The sequence below is a fragment of the Flavobacterium piscis genome (assembly GCF_031457575.1).
In the GTDB taxonomy this organism is placed as follows: Bacteria; Bacteroidota; Bacteroidia; order Flavobacteriales; family Flavobacteriaceae; genus Flavobacterium; species Flavobacterium piscis_A.
Genome location: NZ_JAVDWQ010000002.1, coordinates 350,903 through 369,380 on the forward strand (window position 1 = coordinate 350,903; position 18,478 = coordinate 369,380).

Genomic DNA, 18,478 nt, shown 5'->3' on the forward strand with positions numbered 1-18,478 from the left:
AGGGATAAAAGCGTGAATCTTTTATCCTCTTTTGTTTTATTAATAATATTTTTAGTTTCTTGGTAAAAACACTTCCGCTATCATACATCTGGCACTTCCTCCTCCACAAGCTTCAATTGTATCTAAACTTGAACTTAAAATCTCGGCATGGGTTTCTAATTGTTTAATTTGTTTTGGAGTTAAACTTTGATGTGCAGATGCACTCATAACAATATATTTTTTGTCATTTGCACCTTTAACTTCCAACATATTACCTGCAAAATTATTTACTTGTGCTTCAGTGATTAAAATGATTTCCTTCTTATCAGCTTGCAAGTTTTCCAGAACCATTTTGCGTTCTTTTCTATCATCAATGCAATCAGCACAAATTACAACAAATGTTTCCCCTAAGCACATCATTACATTCGTATGGTATATTAATTTACGTTCTCCATCAACTGTCTGAAATGCCTCAAAAATTACCGGTGCATAATCAAAATCTTCACAAAATTCAATAAACAATTCTTCATCAGCACGAGGTGATAAAGCACAATAAGCTTTAGCATTGACTCTGTCTAAAAGCAAACTACCCGTTCCTTCCAGAAAAAAGCCATCTTCTTCCGCAGACGTATAATCCATGATATTATTAATCTCAAAGCCTTTTTCTTCTAAAATATCCAAAATATCTTCACGGCGTTCCTGACGACGGTTTTCAGCAAACATTGGATACAAAGCCACATCTCCGTTTTCATGAAATGAAACCCAGTTGTTTGGAAAAATGCTATCTGGTGTATCAGTTTCCAGATTATCTTCAATAACCGTAACGTCAACCCCAACCGATCTCAATTTTTCTACAAAAACATCAAACTCTTGTTGTGCTTTAGCATTTACCGTACTTGGCAAAAGCCCGTCTAAAACTTTTTGATAATAATTATTAATAGCTGTTTGCTCATTCATTCTGAAAGCAACAGGTCGAATCATTACAACTGTATTGGTTGTTTGTTTCATGTTTTTGATATAAAATTAATCTCTAATTAATGGTAAAGTCGAGCATCTCAATAATCCTTCTTGCTTTGCAATTTCAGCATACGGAATTTCTTCCACTATAAAACCATTTGCACGCAGCCAATTATTTAATCTAGTAAAATTTTTCTCTGAAACTACTACGTTTTCATCAATTGAAAACACATTGGAAAACATATTATACATTTCATTTCTTTCAATATGAAATAAATTCTCTCTCCCAAAAAGATTAACTAAATACATATAATCAGCTTCTTCGCGGAAACCTCTTTTATAAATTATTCCTTTATTTTTTCCAACTGGCTGAAAACAACAATCTAAATGTAAAGCGTTATCTCGGGCTTCAATCTTAGATTTAACCAAATCAAAATCTTTTACAACCTTGTTCGGAAACAATTCTTTAATAAAATTTACACCATGCATATTAGTCCTTGCAGTAATATAATCTTTATAGTCACTTCCTTTATAGGTTCCAATGAAAACATGATCGTTCCATAACATAACATCTCCGCCTTCAATATGAACTTCTTCTGGCGGACGAACTACCTTCATTGGATTAATTTGATTTATAATATATTGAATTGCATCAAGTTCACGCTCCCTATCTGGTAAAATATTAGATTTTACAAAAATATCATCAATCACAAAACCAATATCTCTTGCAAAGATTTGATTATAATTATCAATCATTTCAGGGCGATAAACAGTTACATCATATTTTTGAAACACACTATTAAAAGCATCCATTTCTGCAATCATATCTTTTTCGACAGGATATGTTCCTGCTTTAATATGTTCCAATGATTTGGGATCATAAGCCTCATCTATTGATGGTGTTGGCCCATTATGAACGGCAGAACCCAAAACTACAGCACGTAATCTTGATGTTTCATTCTTTATATTTAATTGCAACATAAATGTATTAGATTTTGTGCAAATATAAAAAAAGCTTCACAGTTAAGTGAAGCTTTTGAAATGATTTTATTTTTTAGACTTAAAGTCTCTTAGCGGATGTCCTGTATAAATTTGCCTTGGCCTACCAATTGGTTCTTTATTTTCACGCATTTCTTTCCATTGTGCAATCCAGCCCGGTAATCTTCCAATTGCGAACATAACCGTAAACATATCTGTCGGAATCCCTAATGCTCTGTAAATAATTCCAGAATAAAAATCAACATTTGGATATAAGTTTCTCGATTTGAAGTAATCATCTTCAAGAGCTGCAGCTTCTAATTTTTTAGCTATTTCTAAAATCGGATCTTCAACCCCCAAAGTTTCTAATACTTCTTTAGCTGCTTTTTTAATGATTTTCGCTCTTGGATCAAAATTTTTGTAAACTCTGTGACCAAATCCCATTAAACGGAAAGGATCATTTTTATCTTTTGCTTTTGCTAAAAATTTATCTGTATCTCCACCATCTTTATTGATTTCTTCTAACATTTCAAGAACAGCCTGATTAGCTCCTCCGTGAAGAGGCCCCCAAAGAGCAGAAACTCCGGCAGAAACAGAAGCAAATAAACCAGCATGAGAAGAACCTACCATTCTTACTGTAGAAGTAGAGCAGTTTTGTTCGTGATCAGCATGTAAAATAAATAATTTATCTAATGCATCGATAACAACAGGACTTGCTTTGTAAGGACCTGTCGGTAATTGAAACATCAATTGCATAAAGTTCTCTACATATCCTTTTGTATTATCGTAATAATTTAATGGATAACCCATAGATTTTCTGTAAGTCCATGTAGCAATTACAAGAAACTTAGCCATTGTTTTACAAATAGCTTCATACATTTCTTTTTCATTTTCTACATTTACTGCTTTTGGGTTAAATGCTGTTAAAGCACTTGTTAAAGCAGATAAGACCCCCATTGGATGAGCCGTTTTTGGAAAACCATCAATGATATTTTTCATTTCTTCGTTTACCAAAGTATGTTTTTTAATATCATTTTCAAATTGTTCTAATTCCTGAGCAGTCGGTAACTCCCCAAAAATTAAAAGATAGGAAACTTCAAGAAAATTAGCTTTTTCAGCTAAATCTTCGATTGAATACCCTCTGTAACGTAAAATTCCTAATTCTCCGTCTAAGAAAGTGATTTCACTTTTACAAGATCCTGAATTTTTGTACCCTGGATCAATTGTAATAATACCTGTTAAATCACGTAATTTGTTAATATCGATAGCTGATTCATTTTCACTTCCAGTAATTATTGGAAGTTCAATTTTTTGACCATCTACTTCTAATGTAGCTATTTTTGACATAATATATCGGAAATAAATCTTTAAAATAATAATTTATCAAATCTAAGGAATTTAAGACTAATTAAAAAAGGAATAATGCTATGAATTTGTTAAAACTCCAAAAAAAAACCATTCGCAAAATACGAATGGTTTAATTCTACACTATAAATCTTATATTTATTTAATCTTGAATGCATTTAATCCCGGAAAATATGCCGTATTTCCCAACTCTTCTTCTATTCTTAATAATTGATTATACTTTGCCATACGATCAGAACGTGAAGCAGAACCTGTTTTAATCTGACCACAGTTTAAAGCTACTGCTAAATCAGCAATAGTATTGTCTTCTGTTTCTCCTGAACGATGAGACATTACTGAAGTATACCCTGCATTTTTAGCCATATTTACAGCTGCAATAGTTTCAGTTAAAGTACCTATTTGATTTACTTTTACCAAAATTGAATTTGCAATACCTTTTTCGATTCCAGTTGATAAACGTTCAACGTTAGTAACAAATAAATCATCACCAACTAATTGTACTTTATCACCGATTTTTTCAGTCAGCAATTTCCATCCATCCCAGTCATTTTCATCCATTCCATCCTCAATAGAAATAATTGGATATTTGGCAACTAATTCAGCTAGATATTCTACTTGTTCAGCAGAAGATCTTACTTTACCGGTTTCTCCTTCAAATTTAGAATAATCGTATTTACCATTTACATAAAATTCAGCAGAAGCACAGTCAAGAGCAATCATAATTTCGTCACCGAAAGAATATCCTGCATTTTCAACTGCTAATTTAATTGTATCTAAAGCATCTTCAGTTCCACCTGCCAAATTTGGCGCAAAGCCTCCTTCATCGCCCACAGCTGTACTCAATCCCCTGTCATGTAATACTTTTTTCAAACTATGAAAAATCTCAGTTCCCATTTGCATAGAATGTGAAAAAGAAGTAGCTTTTACAGGGAAAATCATGAATTCCTGAAACGCAATTGGAGCATCAGAATGTGAACCACCATTAATAATATTCATCATTGGCACAGGCAAAGTATTTGCAGAAACTCCACCTACATATCTGTATAATGGCAATCCAAGCTCATTAGCAGCAGCTTTTGCAGCAGCCAAAGAAACCCCAAGAATAGCATTAGCCCCTAATTTTGATTTATTTGGTGTACCATCTAAATCAATCATTAGCTGATCTATAGTGTTTTGTTCGAAAACAGAAGTCCCAACTAATTCTTCAGCAATAACAGTATTTACATTATTCACTGCATTTAAAACTCCTTTTCCAAGAAATGCTTTTCCTCCGTCACGTAATTCAACAGCTTCATGTTCTCCAGTTGAAGCTCCAGATGGAACAGCAGCTCTTCCTAAAACTCCATTTTCTGTAATAACATCAACTTCAATAGTAGGATTACCTCTGGAATCAAAAATTTGTCTTGCGTGAACTTTTATTATAATACTCATTATTTTTTAGTTTTTAGTTTCTAACACGCAAATATATTCTAACTTTTTCATTCTAATCAAAAAAATATCGAATTTTATTAACGATAACGTTGTAATCTTTACAATAACACAAATTTTCCTGGCTGATAGAAAATTAGAAAAGACAAATTCTTTATTTTTCTATTTGATATTTCTACCTGTTAAAAACACCTCTAAATTGATACAATAACCTTTCTATTAATCTTAAATCTTCAGTAATTATGTCTGCAGAACCAGACATTTCTTGCTGAAAAACAATCTGTCTTTTATATGATGTTTCCAAACCACTTGGCAAAGAAACATCAACAAGAAGATTTCCGTCTTTATCAGGCGTTAACGAAATTGCTTTTACTTCTCCCATAACAATTCCAAATTCTCTATCTGGATAATTAGCCAGTCGAATATTTACAGATTGTCCTGTTTTGATTTTACCTGAGTTTAAAGCCGGAGCTCTTAATTTCCCTATATATCCATTTTCATTAGTTGGAATAATTGTAAAAACATTTTCCCCAGCATTCACAATTTGATTTTCGGCCCAAAGTTGCAAAAAACTTACCTTTCCATCAATTGATGAACGTAAAACGTAATTTAACTCCCAATCCTTAATAGCCTTTTTAAGCTGATAAAAAGATTGAATTACATTGCGCTTTAAATTTACGCTTTCTTTATTTTCATTAATTCGTGTAGTCTTATTACTTCTATTTAATTCATTTAGTGAAGATTTTAATTGCGAAATTGTACTCAAAACACTCTTGTAATTTTTTTGAGACTGTAAATAGATTAACCTTTGTTTCTCAATTTCTTGCTCTGAAACAATCCCTTTATTATATAATATTTCGTAACGATTAAGGTCGTTTTTTTGAAGTTGTAATTCATTTTGATTAATTTCTTTTTGCGATTCTAATAAATTCAAACGTTGTTTTAACTGAATAGCTTCATAATTTTGCGCCTCTTTTTCTACTTGGTACGGATGCAAATTAGCATTCAATTCATCAGTAATGCTTTCTTTTTGAAAAATAGCAAAGGTATTTTCAACATCTCCAAATTGCGCTAGTTTTAACTTCTCAAAAGGAAATTTACTTCTATCAATATTAATAGTATCAACAATACTTCTTAGCAAGAACACATCTTTATAATTAGCTGAATTTTCAATAATAGCAATTGGAGTATTCTTTGAAACTACTATTTTGTCTTTTACTAAAATAGCTTCTATTTTCCCTGTTACTTTAGCAACTAACTTTTCAGGTGGAATATTGGTTGTAATAACAATTTGTGTCGAAATTATATCCGGATATTTAAACAACCAGGATATGAAAAACAATGATAATAAGATTGATAAAATCACAACTGAACCCCAACGGATCATCCAAGGCGGAACTCGCGTTAAGATTTCTTGCACTTCTTCATTTCTTAACTCTATCTCTTTTTCGTCTAGCATTATATCTTTTTTAAATACTTAAATCAAAAATCATTAATTTCATACTAAAATCTTAATTACCTAATTGCAATTGATTTCGTACCAATTCATAATATTTCCCTTTAAGTTTCACTAATTCATTATGATTTCCAATTTCAACAATCTTTCCTTGTTCTAAAACTACAATTTGATCAGCATTCATAACAGTACTTAATCGGTGTGCAATGACAACAACAGTTTTGTTTCTAAAAAAAACATCCAGTTTCTGCATTATCTCTTTTTCGTTATTAGCGTCAAGAGCAGAAGTTGCTTCGTCAAAAAACAGCATTTCTGGATTTTTATAAACCGCTCTAGCAATTAATAGACGTTGTTTTTGTCCTGTACTCATACCTATACCTTCCATTCCTATTTTAGTATTGTATCCTAAAGGATAATCTTGAATAAAATCTTTAATATTTGCCACATCAGCAGCATAAACCAATCTCTCTTTGTTGATAATATCTTGACCAATAGCAATATTATTAGCAATAGAATCATTAAAAATATAACCTTCTTGCATTACCGTTCCTACATGGCTTCTCCACGCTTTTTGAGTAATTGTTTTTAGTAGTATTTTATCTAGTAATATTTCGCCAGTAGTTGGTTCATAAAATTTTAACAGCAATTTCATCAAAGTAGTTTTACCGCTTCCACTTGTCCCTACAATAGCCGTTATTTTGTTGGCTGGAATTGTCAAATTTAAGTTTTCTAAAACAGGCGTATCAGATCCAATATATCTAAAACTCAAATTATTTATTACAATATCACTATCAACAGAGATTTCATGTGTTTGTACCTCTTCTTGTCGAGTTTCATCTTCTTTTTCGTGTATTTCAGACAATCTTTCCAAAGATATTTTGGCATCTTGTGCCTCTCTAATAAAACCAATCAATTGTAAAACAGGCCCGTTTAAACTACCCACAATACTACTGACAGCAAGCATCATCCCTAGAGTAATCTGCCCATCGATAACCAGTTTTGCCGACAGAAAAACAATTACAATATTTTTTAATTCGTTGATAAAATTAGAACCTATAGTTTGGGTTTGTTCTAATACCAAACCCTTCATAGAAACCTTAAAAAGTCTTGCTTGAATGTATTCCCAACCCCAACGTTTCTGCTTTTCAGCATTATGAAGTTTTATTTCCTGCATTCCATTAATAAGTTCAATGACTTTACTCTGTTCTTGACTTACTTCTGCAAAACGTTTATAATCTAATTCTTTTCTTTTCTTTAAAAAAAGTGTAACCCAAAAAAAATAAAGAATACTTCCAACAAAAAAAACAAAAAATATTTTCAAATTATAATAAGCCAAAACACCACCCATTATAATCATATTAATAAGTGAAAATAAAACACTTATTGAGGATGTAGTTAAAATTCTTTCAATTCTATGATGGTCGTTAATACGCTGCATAATATCTCCAGTCATTCTAACATCAAAGAATGAAATAGGCAAATTCATTAGTTTAATAAAAAAGTCTGAAATCAACGAAATATTTATTCGAGTAGAGAGATGTAATAAAATCCAGCTTCGTATTAGCTCCAAAGCTGTCTTACCAAAAAACAAAAAAAGTTGTGCAAAAAGCACCAAATAAATAAAATGAATATTCTGGTTCTGAATCCCTACATCCACAATACTTTGAGTAAGAAAAGGAAAAATTACTTGCAACAAACTTCCAGCCAACAAACCAATCGCTAACTGAATCACAAATGATTTATATGGAAAAAGATATTTGAATAACAACGAAAAACCAAAGGCTTTTTTATTTTCAACACCAAACTCATAATCATAAAACTTCGGTGTTGGTTCTAATAACAAAGCAATTCCATCTTGGGTAGTCTCATCGACATTATTGCCCATCCAAAATTTAAGAAACTCCGTTTTGTGGTAACTTAACAACCCTATAGATGGATCTGAAATATAATAAACATCTTTTTTTATTAAATATAAAACGACATAATGATTTTTATTCCAATGCAACATACATGGTAAAGACGCCTCAACTAAATTCTCCAAATTGAGCTTTACACCTAAGGATCTAAATCCTATTTTTTCAGCAGCGTCACTTAAGGCTAATAAGCTGCTTCCCTCACGGGTAGCTTCGCTAAAATTTCGTAAAATTTGTATGTCGATGGTTTTATCATAATGCTTTGCAATTATTTTTAAACAAGTTGGTCCGCAATCCTTAATATCAAGTTGTTTATAATTTGGAAAATTTAACATTTTAGTTTTTTAATTATTTGCCATCAATTTAATCGATTATGTAAAATCACTATGTGTTAGCAACTTGGGAAAAAAAATATTTTCACACTATTATTACTAATACTTAAAAATCATCTTCTATGAGATCATTTACAAAATAAGACAACAAATCTCGATCATATGTTTGCGGATATTCATATCCATTGATAAAAATGGCAGGAGTAAAATCGAAATTATTTTCTTGACACCACTTATATTGAGTATCGAAGATTACATCAAACTCTGAAGTTGTATTTACAGAAAATAAACTAAGCCATTCTTTTGCCTCTCTAATTTCAAACCAACTTTTTAATGCATTTACAAAATCCGTTTCTCCCTTTTTGTCATAAATAGTTATTAAACTTCTAAGGACATTTTTATTATCACTGCTTTCCTCTTCAATATTTGTTTTTAGTATTACTTGAATTTGTAAATCGTCATCATGTTTTTCTAAGATAGATTCCAATAACTCGTGTGCTTCTTTACAATGAGTACAAAACAGATTGAAAACGATGCTAATTATAATTTTACTTTCAGGATTACCCAAAATTATTGATGTTTTAGGCAATCTGAAAGATGGATTGGCTATCAAATTATTCTTGAAATTTCCATAATTACGCTCAAAACGAATAGATTTAAACAATTTTTCTTTTAGTTGTTTTTGTTTTGTCAATATTTTTTTTAGTTGGTTCCAAATCGAAAACACTAAAACAAATGTGAAAGCTGATAATAAGAATGCGTCAAATGAAAATTTATGATTAAAATCAATTGCGAAATAAATAAATATCATTTCCATAATAATTATAGAAATGATAATCAAGCAAATAGGACACCACTTTTTCTCTACAAATTTTTGAAAATATAAAGACGCCAACATAACAGGTATCGAAATTAAAAGCAATATTATTTGTACGATTAAAAAACTATAAATATTATTTGTTAAAATAGACAAAAATAAACTTACTAACTGCGAACAGAAAAGCACAATACTTAAATCACTGAAATTTATAATTTTAAAAACTTCCCATTTATTTGACTCTGAAACACTAGAGCAATTAGAAGATAATGTTACACTACAAAAATTATTAATTAATTTGCCAGTATCCCCAAACAAATTCTTAAGTGCCGCAATTGAAAGCAAAACACCAACAAAAGGAAATACAAAAAATAAATTGATTTTCAAAAATGAACTGAAACGATATAGAATACCTAAAAATAAGATCAAAACAAATCCAAGCAAAATCCAATTATAATTTTTAATGCTATTTTTAACAACATAATCAAATTCTGATTTTTCTACTAAAAGCACAACATTAGTCCATCTATCTTCTAAAGACGATTGAGAAAGTATAGAAAATTCATTATTATCCGCAAAACAAATGTATTCATTATCTTTTTTTTCTATGAAACAAAATTTTGGCACACCGTTTTCTTGTTTCAAAGCTGTTATAAAATAATTGGGCAGCAATAGTATTTCTGAAAAACACACATTAATTGCGTCGTTCTTTACATTAAATTGCGCTAAAACATCTGTTATTGCCAATAGTGACGGATATTCTGGGTGTGATTTGAATTGAAAAATAAATTTAGATTTTTCAATAAACACGCCTTCCTTTTTCAAATATTGAAAAAGACAATCAAATTCATTCATATGTTTTGAGTTCGTAAGTTCGATTATTTTTGAAACTAATACTGTTTATAACATATCATTGTAATAAAGTCAAATATCCATGTTCAACAAGTTCAGTTTTTTCTTTAAGATGAATTGCCCTTGTATCTTTAACTAAATAAATTTTTGTAGCAATATCCAATACATTTTGATAATCATGATCTGTAATAATTATTACTTTATTCTTTGAACATTCTTTGATTATTTTTTTTATTTTTTCTATTAATAAAGGAGATAATCCTAAGAAAGGCTCATCTAATAATGAAATAATCGTATCTAAATATAAAATTAATTTTATTTCCAAATATCTTAACTCACCGCCAGATAGATTGCGAATTCTAGTATTTTTAATGGAATCAATAATCTCATCATTACTACTGATTTTATCAATATTTGGGGAACCTAGGAAAAATTTTATTGCATCAGAAACAAATAGCTCTTTCGGTATAAAGCTATCTTGCGGCAAATATGAAATTATATTTACCTTTTTATAAGGCTTCATTAAAATCTTATTATCAATTTTAATCATCTTATTTTCCGCATCCTCAGTCCCATAAATAATTTTCAACAATGTTGACTTACCTGCTCCATTTTTTCCAAATATTGCTAATATATCACCTGTTTCACACTTAAGATATACATCTAATAATATTGATTTACTATTATACTTTTTTATAACACTATCAACTTCTAATATATGAGCCATAACAATAGTTTAATTATTATTGATAAAATAACATTAAATGAAAAGACATATCCATACAATTGAAATTTTGAAAAATTATTATTATGATAATAATAAAATTCATTGTTTTTATATGCTTCTTTATAGAGTATTGCTGTTACAAAACTAATTGTGCAAAAAATAAAACAAAAAAATGAGACATCTGGAATGAAAAGAAATGACAAAAATGACAAACTTAAACTTACTGGTAAAGTACTTTTATAGAAGAGAAGAAAAAGATAAATTTTATTCATAAATTATTTTAATCATAACATATAAACCAAACCTTCAAAAAAGAAGGCTTGGTCAACTAACATAAAGCATTAACAACTATAAGATAAATCGCACCACCAATGCCACATACGACGATAACAGACATTACAAATATGATCAGGATGATAACTACCTCCATTGATTTCCTTCATTTCACTTCTCTTGAGAGTCTTAAACTTTTTTAAAGTTAATTTTTTCATAATTTTAATTTTAATTTAATTTTTTATAAATATCCACGATATAAAACTTAAAAATTAATTAAATAATCCGTCGACTCATCAATTAAGAAAATTTTAAGAATTTATACAAAAACAAATTTACAGAAAACATTTACAATATATAAAAACTAAAGTTTTAATTATGACAACTAATGTTTATTTTTTACATTAGCAAAAACTATTAAAAATGACATTAGGCACTAGGTTATCTAATTTTAGAACTTCGCGAAATTTATCTCTAGAAAAATTAGCGTATGAGTTACAAATTTCTAAAACTGCTATCGGCAAATGGGAGGCAGATAAAGCCAAACCCAGCATAGACAATCTCCTGAAAATCTGTGATTATTACGAAACAGATGTTTATAAACTGCTTGAAAACGTAGATAATGTAAATTTTGGTAATGCACAATTCAAAGGAAATCAATATGTAATTTATCCAAACAACTCTACAATAAATTATTCAACTTCACAAGAACTTGTAGATACCATCGTTATTAATCAAAAAACGATTACGGAGTTGATTCAGGCACAAAATGATTTAATTATAAAACTTTCAAACAAAAAATAGAAAAAAATCAAATCTTGTAAAAGTTAAAAATCCGATTGAAACTTGTTATTTCAATCGGATTTTAAAAAATTTATTTCGAAAGATTCTCTATGAACTGATCAAATAAATAGGATGAATCATGTGGCCCAGGACTTGCTTCCGGGTGGTATTGTACTGAAAAACAATTTTTATTTTTCATCCGCATTCCTGCAACCGTATCATCATTTAAATGTATGTGTGTAAGCTCTAATTCCGGATGCCCATTTAAAGCTTCTCTTTTTACAGCAAAACCATGATTTTGTGAAGTAATTTCACCTTTTCCGGTTATTAGATTTTTCACAGGATGATTAATCCCTCTATGACCACCAAACATTTTATAGGTTTTAACGCCATTTGCTAAAGCAATTATTTGATGCCCCAAACAAATTCCAAATAAAGGTTTGTCGTCTGCAATAATTCTTTTTGCAACTTCAATAGCACCATAAAGTGGATCCGGGTCACCAGGCCCATTCGATAAGAAATAGCCATCAGGATTAAATACGGCTAAATCTTCGTATGTAGAATTATATGGAAAAACCTTAATATAACAATCTCTCTTTGCAAGATTTCTTAGGATGTTCTTTTTGATACCTAAATCTAAAGCTGAAATTTTATATGCTGCATTTTCATCACCAAAAAAATAAGGCTCAGTAGTTGAAACTTTTGATGCCAACTCTAAACCTTCCATATTTGGCACATTAGCCAATTCTTTTTTCAAATCTTCTACAGGAGTTCCGTCTGTACAAATTACTGCATTCATAGCTCCGTTATCACGGATGTAGCTTACTAGGGCGCGAGTATCAACATCAGAAATACAGATTAAATTCTGCTTAGTAAAATAATCTTCTAAACTTCCGGACGCATCTTCTCTAGAATAATTAAAACTGAAGTTTTTACAAACTAAACCAGCAATTTTGATGCTATCTGATTCAATTTCCAAATCATTAACACCATAATTTCCAATATGTGCATTGGTAGCCACCATAATTTGACCAAAATAAGAAGGATCAGTAAAAATCTCCTGATATCCTGTCATTCCAGTATTAAAACAAACTTCACCAAAAGTTTTACCGCTAATTCCGATAGATTTTCCGTGAAAAATTGTTCCATCACTTAGTAATAAAATGGCGCTTTGTCGTGTAGTGTATTTCATTATTTAATTTGTATTGTTTTTAATTGTCATATGAAACTCGCCAGGCTCATTCCATTTGTAATTAGATATTTTGCAAATTTACTTCTTTAAAAGAGTGCTTCCAAGATTTTTTAAAAAATTCATTCATAAAAATAAAACCTAAGTGCATAAATAAGTTAAATTATAATTTTACTCAAAAAATTTCAAAAAAAAAGGATAAACTAAAAATTAGCTTATCCTTGATTTCTATAGAATCATTACTTTCATAATTATTCAGAAGCTTCAGTAGTCGTTTCTGATTCAGCAGCAGGAGCTTCCGGAGTAGTCTCCTCAGCTTTTTTAGCTTTACCACCACGACGGCTTTTTGCTTTTTTAACTTCTTTTTTACCTCCATTATAAAGCTCATTAAAATCTACAAGTTCGATCATTGCCATATCAGCATTATCTCCCAAACGATTTCCAACTTTAATGATACGAGTGTATCCACCTGGACGGTCTCCAACTTTAGCAGCTACGTCTCTGAACAAGTCAGTTACCGCATATTTACTACGTAAGTAAGCAAAAACTATACGACGATTGTGAGTCGTATCTTCTTTTGATTTTGTGATTAAAGGCTCAACGAATTGTTTAAGCGCTTTAGCCTTAGCAACAGTAGTGTTAATACGTTTGTGCTCAATAAGAGAACAAGCCATATTAGCTAACATAGCTTTTCTATGTCCAGTCTGTCTGCTTAAGTGATTGAATTTTTTTCCGTGTCTCATTGCTATTTTAAATTTAATCCCGCAAGCGGGATTGAATTATTCTTTATCTAATTTGTATTTAGCTAAGTCCATTCCGAAAGTTAAATTTTTAACAGCTACAAGTTCATCTAGCTCCGTTAAAGATTTTTTACCAAAATTACGGAATTTCATTAGGTCATTTTTATTGAACGATACTAAATCACCAAGTGTATCAACTTCAGCCGCTTTCAAGCAATTTAATGCTCTCACAGATAAATCCATATCAACAAGCTTAGTTTTAAGCAATTGTCTCATATGCAATGACTCTTCATCATACGATTCTGTTTGTGCAATTTCGTCAGCCTCGAGTGTAATTCTTTCGTCAGAAAACAACATGAAGTGGTGAATTAAAACTTTTGCAGCTTCAGTAAGAGCATCTTTTGGATTAATAGAACCATCAGTTTTAATTTCGAAAACTAATTTCTCATAATCTGTTTTTTGCTCCACACGGAAGTTTTCAATTGCATATTTTACGTTTTTTACCGGAGTAAAAATAGAGTCTGTAAAAATGGTTCCAATTGCAGCATTCTGTTTTTTGTTCTCCTCAGCAGGAACGTATCCTCTACCTTTTTCGATTGTTAAATCGAAGTTCAATTTGATTTTAGAATCTAAATTACAGATAACAAGGTCTGGGTTCAGAACTTGAAAACCTGAGATAAATTTTTGAAAATCACCTGCTGTTAATTGATCTTTACCAGAAACAGAAATAGTAACTGATTCATTATCTATATCTTCAATTTGACGTTTGAAACGCACTTGTTTTAGATTAAGGATAATTTCGGTAACATCTTCAACAACACCTGAAATAGTAGAAAACTCATGATCTACACCTTCGATACGAACAGATGTAATTGCATAACCTTCTAATGCTGAAAGCAAAACTCTTCTAAGTGCATTACCAACTGTCAATCCATAACCAGGTTCTAAAGGTCTAAATTCGAATTTACCTTCAAAATCGGTTGAATCGATCATGATAACTTTATCGGGCTTTTGAAAATTAAATATTGCCATAAATTTCGACTAAGTCAATTATTATTTGTTGTACAACTCTACGATTAATTGTTCTTTAATGTTTTCTGGAATTTGTAATCTTGCAGGTACAGAAACGAAAGTTCCTTCTTTAAGATCTTGATTCCAGGTAATCCATTCATAAACATGACTTGAATTTGATAAAGAACGTTCGATAGCTTCTAAAGATTTAGATTTTTCACGAACAGCCACTTTATCACCAGGCTTAAGGTGGTAAGAAGGAATATTTACAACTTCACCATTAACAGTAACGTGTCTGTGAGAAACTAATTGTCTGGCACCTCTTCTAGAAGGAGCAATACCCATTCTAAAAACAACGTTATCTAATCTTGCTTCACATAATTGTAAAAGAACCTCACCAGTAACACCTTTAGTAGCTGATGCTTTTTTGAATAACCCTCTGAATTGTTTTTCTAAAATTCCATAAGAATATTTAGCTTTTTGCTTTTCCATTAACTGAACAGCGTACTCAGATTTTTTACCTCTTTTTTTTGCCATCCCGTGTTGTCCAGGTGGGTAATTTCTTTTTTCGAAAGATTTGTCATCTCCGAAGATTGCTTCGCCAAATTTACGAGCAATTCTAGTTTTAGGACCAGTATATCTTGCCATTTCTAAAAATTAAATTTAAAGTAGAGATTATGAATTCAGGTCATATCCTTCGATAATCGTTTATTCTACCTTGTTATACTTAAATATATTATTAAACTCTACGTCTCTTTGGAGGACGACAACCGTTGTGAGGCATTGGAGTAACATCGATAATCTCTGTAACTTCAATTCCACCGTTATGTATAGAACGGATAGCAGACTCACGTCCGTTTCCTGGCCCTTTTACATAAACCTTAACTTTTTTAAGTCCTGCCTCAAGAGCTACTTTACTACAATCTTCTGCTGCCATTTGGGCTGCGTAAGGAGTGTTCTTTTTAGAACCTCTGAAACCCATTTTTCCAGCTGAAGACCAAGAAATAACTTCACCTTTCTTATTAGTTAAAGAAATAATGATGTTGTTGAAAGTGGCAGAAATATGAGCTTCACCCGTTGATTCAACGATAACTTTACGTTTTTTTGCAGTTGCTTTAGCCATATTACTTATTATTTAGTTGCTTTTTTCTTGTTAGCAACAGTTTTTCTTTTACCTTTTCTTGTTCTAGAGTTGTTTTTAGTTCTTTGTCCTCTTAACGGAAGACCAGATCTATGACGGATACCTCTGTAACATCCAATATCCATTAAACGTTTAATGTTCAAAGAAACTTCAGAACGCAATTCTCCTTCAATTTTATAAAATCCAACAGCATCACGAATTGCTCCGATCTCGTCATCATTCCAATCTTGAACTTTTTTGTCTTGGCTAACTTGAGCTTTCTCTAAAATCTCAATTGCTCTACTTCTTCCTAATCCGAAGATATAGGTAAGTGCTATAACACCTCTCTTATTTTTTGGGATATCTACCCCTGCTATTCTTGCCATAATTATCCTTGTCTTTGTTTAAATCTAGGATTCTTTTTGTTTATTACGTACAATCTCCCTTTTCTACGCACAATGATGCACTCGGGACTTCTCTTTTTTACTGATGCTCTAACTTTCATAGTGAATATCCTTTAATATCGATAAGTAATTCTTGCTTTTGACAAGTCATAAGGGCTCATTTCCAGTTTCACTTTATCACCAGGTAATAATTTGATGTAATGCATACGCATTTTTCCAGAAATATGAGCAATTACAATATGTCCATTTTCTAACTCTACACGGAACATCGCATTTGATAATGCTTCAATGATAGATCCGTCTTGTTCTATTGCTGATTGTTTTGCCATAAAATTAAGCTACTGCTTTTCTATTTTTACCAGTCTTCATTAAACCATCATAATGTTTATTTAACAAATATGAATTGATTTGCTGAATAGTATCTATTGCAACTCCAACCATAATTATTAAAGAGGTACCTCCAAAAAACATTGCCCAAGATTGTTGTACATCCATAATACTTACAACAATAGCTGGGAACACAGCAATCAAAGCAAGGAATAAAGATCCTGGGAAAGTTATTAAAGACATCACTTTATCAAGGAAATCTGAAGTTTCAGCTCCAGGTCTTACCCCTGGAATAAAACCACCACTTCTTTTCAAATCATCAGCCATTTTATTAGTAGGTACCGTGATTGCAGTATAGAAAAATGTAAATACAATAATTAAAGTTGCAAAAACAAAATTATACCAAAATCCGAACATATCACTAAATGTTCCGACAATAGATTGTGATGTGTCTGACTTAGACAATCCAGCTACCGCTGCAGGTATAAACATAATTGCCTGAGCAAAAATGATAGGCATAACCCCGGAAGCATTAAGCTTAAGTGGAATCCATTGTCTATTTCCTCCTGCTAAATCTTGCTCATAATCACCTGTAGTTGTACGACGAGCGTATTGTACTGGAATTCGACGTACTGCCATAGTAAGTAATACACAAGCAACAATAACCAATAACCAAACAATAATCTCGATGGCCATTAACATTAAACCACCAGCATTATTAGTAACTACAGATTTAAATTCTTGTATAAAAGCTTGCGGTAAGCGAGCCAAGATTCCAACCATAATTAATAATGAAATTCCGTTTCCAATTCCTTTATCCGTAATTTTTTCTCCAAGCCACATAGCGAAAATAGTACCTGTAACTAAGATAATAACAGAAGAAAACAAGAACTCCGGAGAGTTAAACCCTAGCAAAAATGCATTACCAGGTAATGTTCTGTATAAATTATAGATATAAGTTGGACCTTGAACCAATGTAATAGCAATAGTTAACCAACGTGTAATTTGATTAATCTTTTTTCTACCGCTTTCTCCATCGCTTTGAAGTTTTTGCAAATAAGGAATCGCAATTCCCATCAACTGAACAACAATCGACGCAGAAATATAAGGCATAATACCCAAAGCAAAAACTGAAGCTTTAGAAAAAGCACCTCCGGTGAACATGTCCAGGATTGATCCTAAACCATTTTCTGTTTGTCCCGCTAAACCAGTCAATTGCGTTGCGTCAATTCCAGGAAGCGTAACGTGTGCTCCAAAACGATATACCAAAAGCAAACCTAATGTCATTAGGATTCTATTTTTCAGTTCTTCGATTTTCCAAACATTACTTATTGATTCAATAAATTTCTTCATACAATAGAAAAATTATATTGTTACAGCCTCTCCACCAGCAGCTTCAATAGCAGCTTTTGCAGTAGCAGTAAATTTGTGAGCAGTTACTTTTAATTTTGCTTTCAATTCTCCTCTTCCTAAAATCTTAACGATTTCGTTTTTGGTAGCTAGACGGTTTGCTACGTAATCTGTCATTGAAACAGAATCAGTAATCACACCATTGTCTACTAATAATTGAAGCGTGTCTAAATTAACACCTTCGTATTCTTTACGATTGATGTTTGTGAAACCAAACTTAGGCACACGTCTTTGAAGCGGCATTTGCCCTCCTTCAAAACCAATCTTTTTAGAATAACCAGAACGAGATTTTGCTCCTTTGTGACCTCTTGCAGAAGTACCACCTTTTCCAGAACCTTCTCCTCTACCTAATCTTTTATTTTGATTGTGTGTTGACCCTTCAGCTGGTTGTAAGTTACTTAAATTCATAACAGTATT

At 31.3% G+C, this 18,478-nt stretch carries 20 protein-coding genes; 1 reads left to right on the forward strand and 19 read right to left on the reverse strand.

Features of this window, described 5'->3' with window-relative positions; translation table 11 throughout:
- Window positions 1-51: 51 nt before the first annotated feature.
- The 9 genes from ctlX to J2W48_RS23055 form a co-directional block, all read right to left on the reverse strand.
- Window positions 52-987 carry a citrulline utilization hydrolase CtlX gene (ctlX, locus tag J2W48_RS04630; protein ID WP_310278775.1) on the reverse strand — a complete coding sequence of 312 codons (936 nt, stop codon included), beginning with the start codon at window positions 985-987 and terminating at the stop codon, window positions 52-54.
- Between the two features lie 15 nt (window positions 988-1,002).
- On the reverse strand, window positions 1,003-1,917 hold the full coding sequence (locus J2W48_RS04635) for a dimethylarginine dimethylaminohydrolase family protein (protein ID WP_310278778.1): 915 nt from the start codon (window positions 1,915-1,917) through the stop codon (window positions 1,003-1,005).
- Window positions 1,918-1,983: 66 nt separating this feature from the next.
- Entirely contained in the window at window positions 1,984-3,261 is a 1,278-nt protein-coding gene (locus J2W48_RS04640; protein WP_310278781.1) for a citrate synthase, read from the reverse strand.
- A gap of 156 nt (window positions 3,262-3,417) precedes the next feature.
- Complete coding sequence (eno, locus tag J2W48_RS04645) at window positions 3,418-4,710, reverse strand: phosphopyruvate hydratase (protein ID WP_310278784.1); 1,293 nt, start codon at window positions 4,708-4,710, stop codon at window positions 3,418-3,420.
- A 172-nt stretch (window positions 4,711-4,882) separates the two neighbouring features.
- A complete protein-coding gene (locus J2W48_RS04650; protein ID WP_310278787.1) occupies window positions 4,883-6,166 on the reverse strand; it encodes an HlyD family secretion protein in 1,284 nt (427 codons plus the stop codon).
- Window positions 6,167-6,218: 52 nt separating this feature from the next.
- Window positions 6,219-8,411 (reverse strand): peptidase domain-containing ABC transporter, encoded by a 2,193-nt coding sequence (locus J2W48_RS04655; RefSeq protein ID WP_310278790.1) that lies wholly within the window; start codon window positions 8,409-8,411, stop codon window positions 6,219-6,221.
- 103 nt (window positions 8,412-8,514) lie between these two features.
- Entirely contained in the window at window positions 8,515-10,035 is a 1,521-nt protein-coding gene (locus J2W48_RS04660; RefSeq protein ID WP_310278793.1) for a thioredoxin domain-containing protein, read from the reverse strand.
- A 100-nt stretch (window positions 10,036-10,135) separates the two neighbouring features.
- On the reverse strand, window positions 10,136-10,804 hold the full coding sequence (locus tag J2W48_RS04665; protein ID WP_310278796.1) for an ATP-binding cassette domain-containing protein: 669 nt from the start codon (window positions 10,802-10,804) through the stop codon (window positions 10,136-10,138).
- A gap of 341 nt (window positions 10,805-11,145) precedes the next feature.
- On the reverse strand, window positions 11,146-11,295 hold the full coding sequence (locus tag J2W48_RS23055) for a hypothetical protein (RefSeq protein WP_409025162.1): 150 nt from the start codon (window positions 11,293-11,295) through the stop codon (window positions 11,146-11,148).
- 205 nt (window positions 11,296-11,500) lie between these two features.
- Here J2W48_RS23055 and J2W48_RS04670 point away from each other — a divergent pair, with 205 nt between their 5' ends.
- Entirely contained in the window at window positions 11,501-11,881 is a 381-nt protein-coding gene (locus J2W48_RS04670) for a helix-turn-helix domain-containing protein (protein WP_310278799.1), read from the forward strand.
- A gap of 70 nt (window positions 11,882-11,951) precedes the next feature.
- On the opposite strand, the gene carA is transcribed toward J2W48_RS04670, so the two are convergent.
- The 10 genes from carA to rplO all read right to left on the reverse strand — a co-directional run bounded on the left by carA (window position 11,952) and on the right by rplO (window position 18,469).
- Complete coding sequence (carA, locus tag J2W48_RS04675) at window positions 11,952-13,052, reverse strand: glutamine-hydrolyzing carbamoyl-phosphate synthase small subunit (protein WP_310278802.1); 1,101 nt, start codon at window positions 13,050-13,052, stop codon at window positions 11,952-11,954.
- A 248-nt stretch (window positions 13,053-13,300) separates the two neighbouring features.
- Entirely contained in the window at window positions 13,301-13,792 is a 492-nt protein-coding gene (rplQ, locus tag J2W48_RS04680) for a 50S ribosomal protein L17 (RefSeq protein ID WP_031456031.1), read from the reverse strand.
- Between the two features lie 36 nt (window positions 13,793-13,828).
- Window positions 13,829-14,821, reverse strand: coding sequence for a DNA-directed RNA polymerase subunit alpha (locus tag J2W48_RS04685; RefSeq protein WP_008464329.1), 993 nt, complete (start codon window positions 14,819-14,821; stop codon window positions 13,829-13,831).
- A gap of 21 nt (window positions 14,822-14,842) precedes the next feature.
- Window positions 14,843-15,448, reverse strand: coding sequence for a 30S ribosomal protein S4 (rpsD, locus tag J2W48_RS04690; RefSeq protein WP_310278805.1), 606 nt, complete (start codon window positions 15,446-15,448; stop codon window positions 14,843-14,845).
- Window positions 15,449-15,539: 91 nt separating this feature from the next.
- Window positions 15,540-15,923 carry a 30S ribosomal protein S11 gene (rpsK, locus tag J2W48_RS04695; protein ID WP_007803677.1) on the reverse strand — a complete coding sequence of 128 codons (384 nt, stop codon included), beginning with the start codon at window positions 15,921-15,923 and terminating at the stop codon, window positions 15,540-15,542.
- A gap of 8 nt (window positions 15,924-15,931) precedes the next feature.
- Window positions 15,932-16,306: a 30S ribosomal protein S13 gene (rpsM, locus tag J2W48_RS04700; RefSeq protein ID WP_031456033.1), complete on the reverse strand. Its 375-nt coding sequence runs from the start codon at window positions 16,304-16,306 to the stop codon at window positions 15,932-15,934.
- Between the two features lie 2 nt (window positions 16,307-16,308).
- Window positions 16,309-16,425 carry a type B 50S ribosomal protein L36 gene (gene ykgO / locus J2W48_RS04705; RefSeq protein WP_072945378.1) on the reverse strand — a complete coding sequence of 39 codons (117 nt, stop codon included), beginning with the start codon at window positions 16,423-16,425 and terminating at the stop codon, window positions 16,309-16,311.
- 12 nt (window positions 16,426-16,437) lie between these two features.
- Complete coding sequence (gene infA / locus J2W48_RS04710) at window positions 16,438-16,653, reverse strand: translation initiation factor IF-1 (protein WP_007136545.1); 216 nt, start codon at window positions 16,651-16,653, stop codon at window positions 16,438-16,440.
- A 4-nt stretch (window positions 16,654-16,657) separates the two neighbouring features.
- Window positions 16,658-18,004 carry a preprotein translocase subunit SecY gene (gene secY / locus J2W48_RS04715; protein WP_310278811.1) on the reverse strand — a complete coding sequence of 449 codons (1,347 nt, stop codon included), beginning with the start codon at window positions 18,002-18,004 and terminating at the stop codon, window positions 16,658-16,660.
- Between the two features lie 12 nt (window positions 18,005-18,016).
- Window positions 18,017-18,469, reverse strand: a complete 453-nt coding sequence (rplO, locus tag J2W48_RS04720; RefSeq protein WP_007803667.1) for a 50S ribosomal protein L15 — start codon at window positions 18,467-18,469, stop codon at window positions 18,017-18,019.
- Between the last annotated feature and the right edge of the window lie 9 nt (window positions 18,470-18,478).

Bases quoted from the DNA above. Each gene is read 5' to 3' on its own strand.
- ctlX (WP_310278775.1), bottom strand. From the start codon at position 987: ATGAAACAAACAACCAATACAGTTGTAATGATTCGACCTGTTGCTTTC.
- J2W48_RS04635 (WP_310278778.1), bottom strand. From the start codon at position 1,917: ATGTTGCAATTAAATATAAAGAATGAAACATCAAGATTACGTGCTGTA.
- J2W48_RS04640 (WP_310278781.1), bottom strand. From the start codon at position 3,261: ATGTCAAAAATAGCTACATTAGAAGTAGATGGTCAAAAAATTGAACTT.
- eno (WP_310278784.1), bottom strand. From the start codon at position 4,710: ATGAGTATTATAATAAAAGTTCACGCAAGACAAATTTTTGATTCCAGA.
- J2W48_RS04650 (WP_310278787.1), bottom strand. From the start codon at position 6,166: ATGCTAGACGAAAAAGAGATAGAGTTAAGAAATGAAGAAGTGCAAGAA.
- J2W48_RS04655 (WP_310278790.1), bottom strand. From the start codon at position 8,411: ATGTTAAATTTTCCAAATTATAAACAACTTGATATTAAGGATTGCGGA.
- J2W48_RS04665 (WP_310278796.1), bottom strand. From the start codon at position 10,804: ATGGCTCATATATTAGAAGTTGATAGTGTTATAAAAAAGTATAATAGT.
- J2W48_RS23055 (WP_409025162.1), bottom strand. From the start codon at position 11,295: ATGAAAAAATTAACTTTAAAAAAGTTTAAGACTCTCAAGAGAAGTGAA.
- J2W48_RS04670 (WP_310278799.1), top strand. From the start codon at position 11,501: ATGACATTAGGCACTAGGTTATCTAATTTTAGAACTTCGCGAAATTTA.
- carA (WP_310278802.1), bottom strand. From the start codon at position 13,052: ATGAAATACACTACACGACAAAGCGCCATTTTATTACTAAGTGATGGA.
- rplQ (WP_031456031.1), bottom strand. From the start codon at position 13,792: ATGAGACACGGAAAAAAATTCAATCACTTAAGCAGACAGACTGGACAT.
- J2W48_RS04685 (WP_008464329.1), bottom strand. From the start codon at position 14,821: ATGGCAATATTTAATTTTCAAAAGCCCGATAAAGTTATCATGATCGAT.
- rpsD (WP_310278805.1), bottom strand. From the start codon at position 15,448: ATGGCAAGATATACTGGTCCTAAAACTAGAATTGCTCGTAAATTTGGC.
- rpsK (WP_007803677.1), bottom strand. From the start codon at position 15,923: ATGGCTAAAGCAACTGCAAAAAAACGTAAAGTTATCGTTGAATCAACG.
- rpsM (WP_031456033.1), bottom strand. From the start codon at position 16,306: ATGGCAAGAATAGCAGGGGTAGATATCCCAAAAAATAAGAGAGGTGTT.
- ykgO (WP_072945378.1), bottom strand. From the start codon at position 16,425: ATGAAAGTTAGAGCATCAGTAAAAAAGAGAAGTCCCGAGTGCATCATT.
- infA (WP_007136545.1), bottom strand. From the start codon at position 16,653: ATGGCAAAACAATCAGCAATAGAACAAGACGGATCTATCATTGAAGCA.
- secY (WP_310278811.1), bottom strand. From the start codon at position 18,004: ATGAAGAAATTTATTGAATCAATAAGTAATGTTTGGAAAATCGAAGAA.
- rplO (WP_007803667.1), bottom strand. From the start codon at position 18,469: ATGAATTTAAGTAACTTACAACCAGCTGAAGGGTCAACACACAATCAA.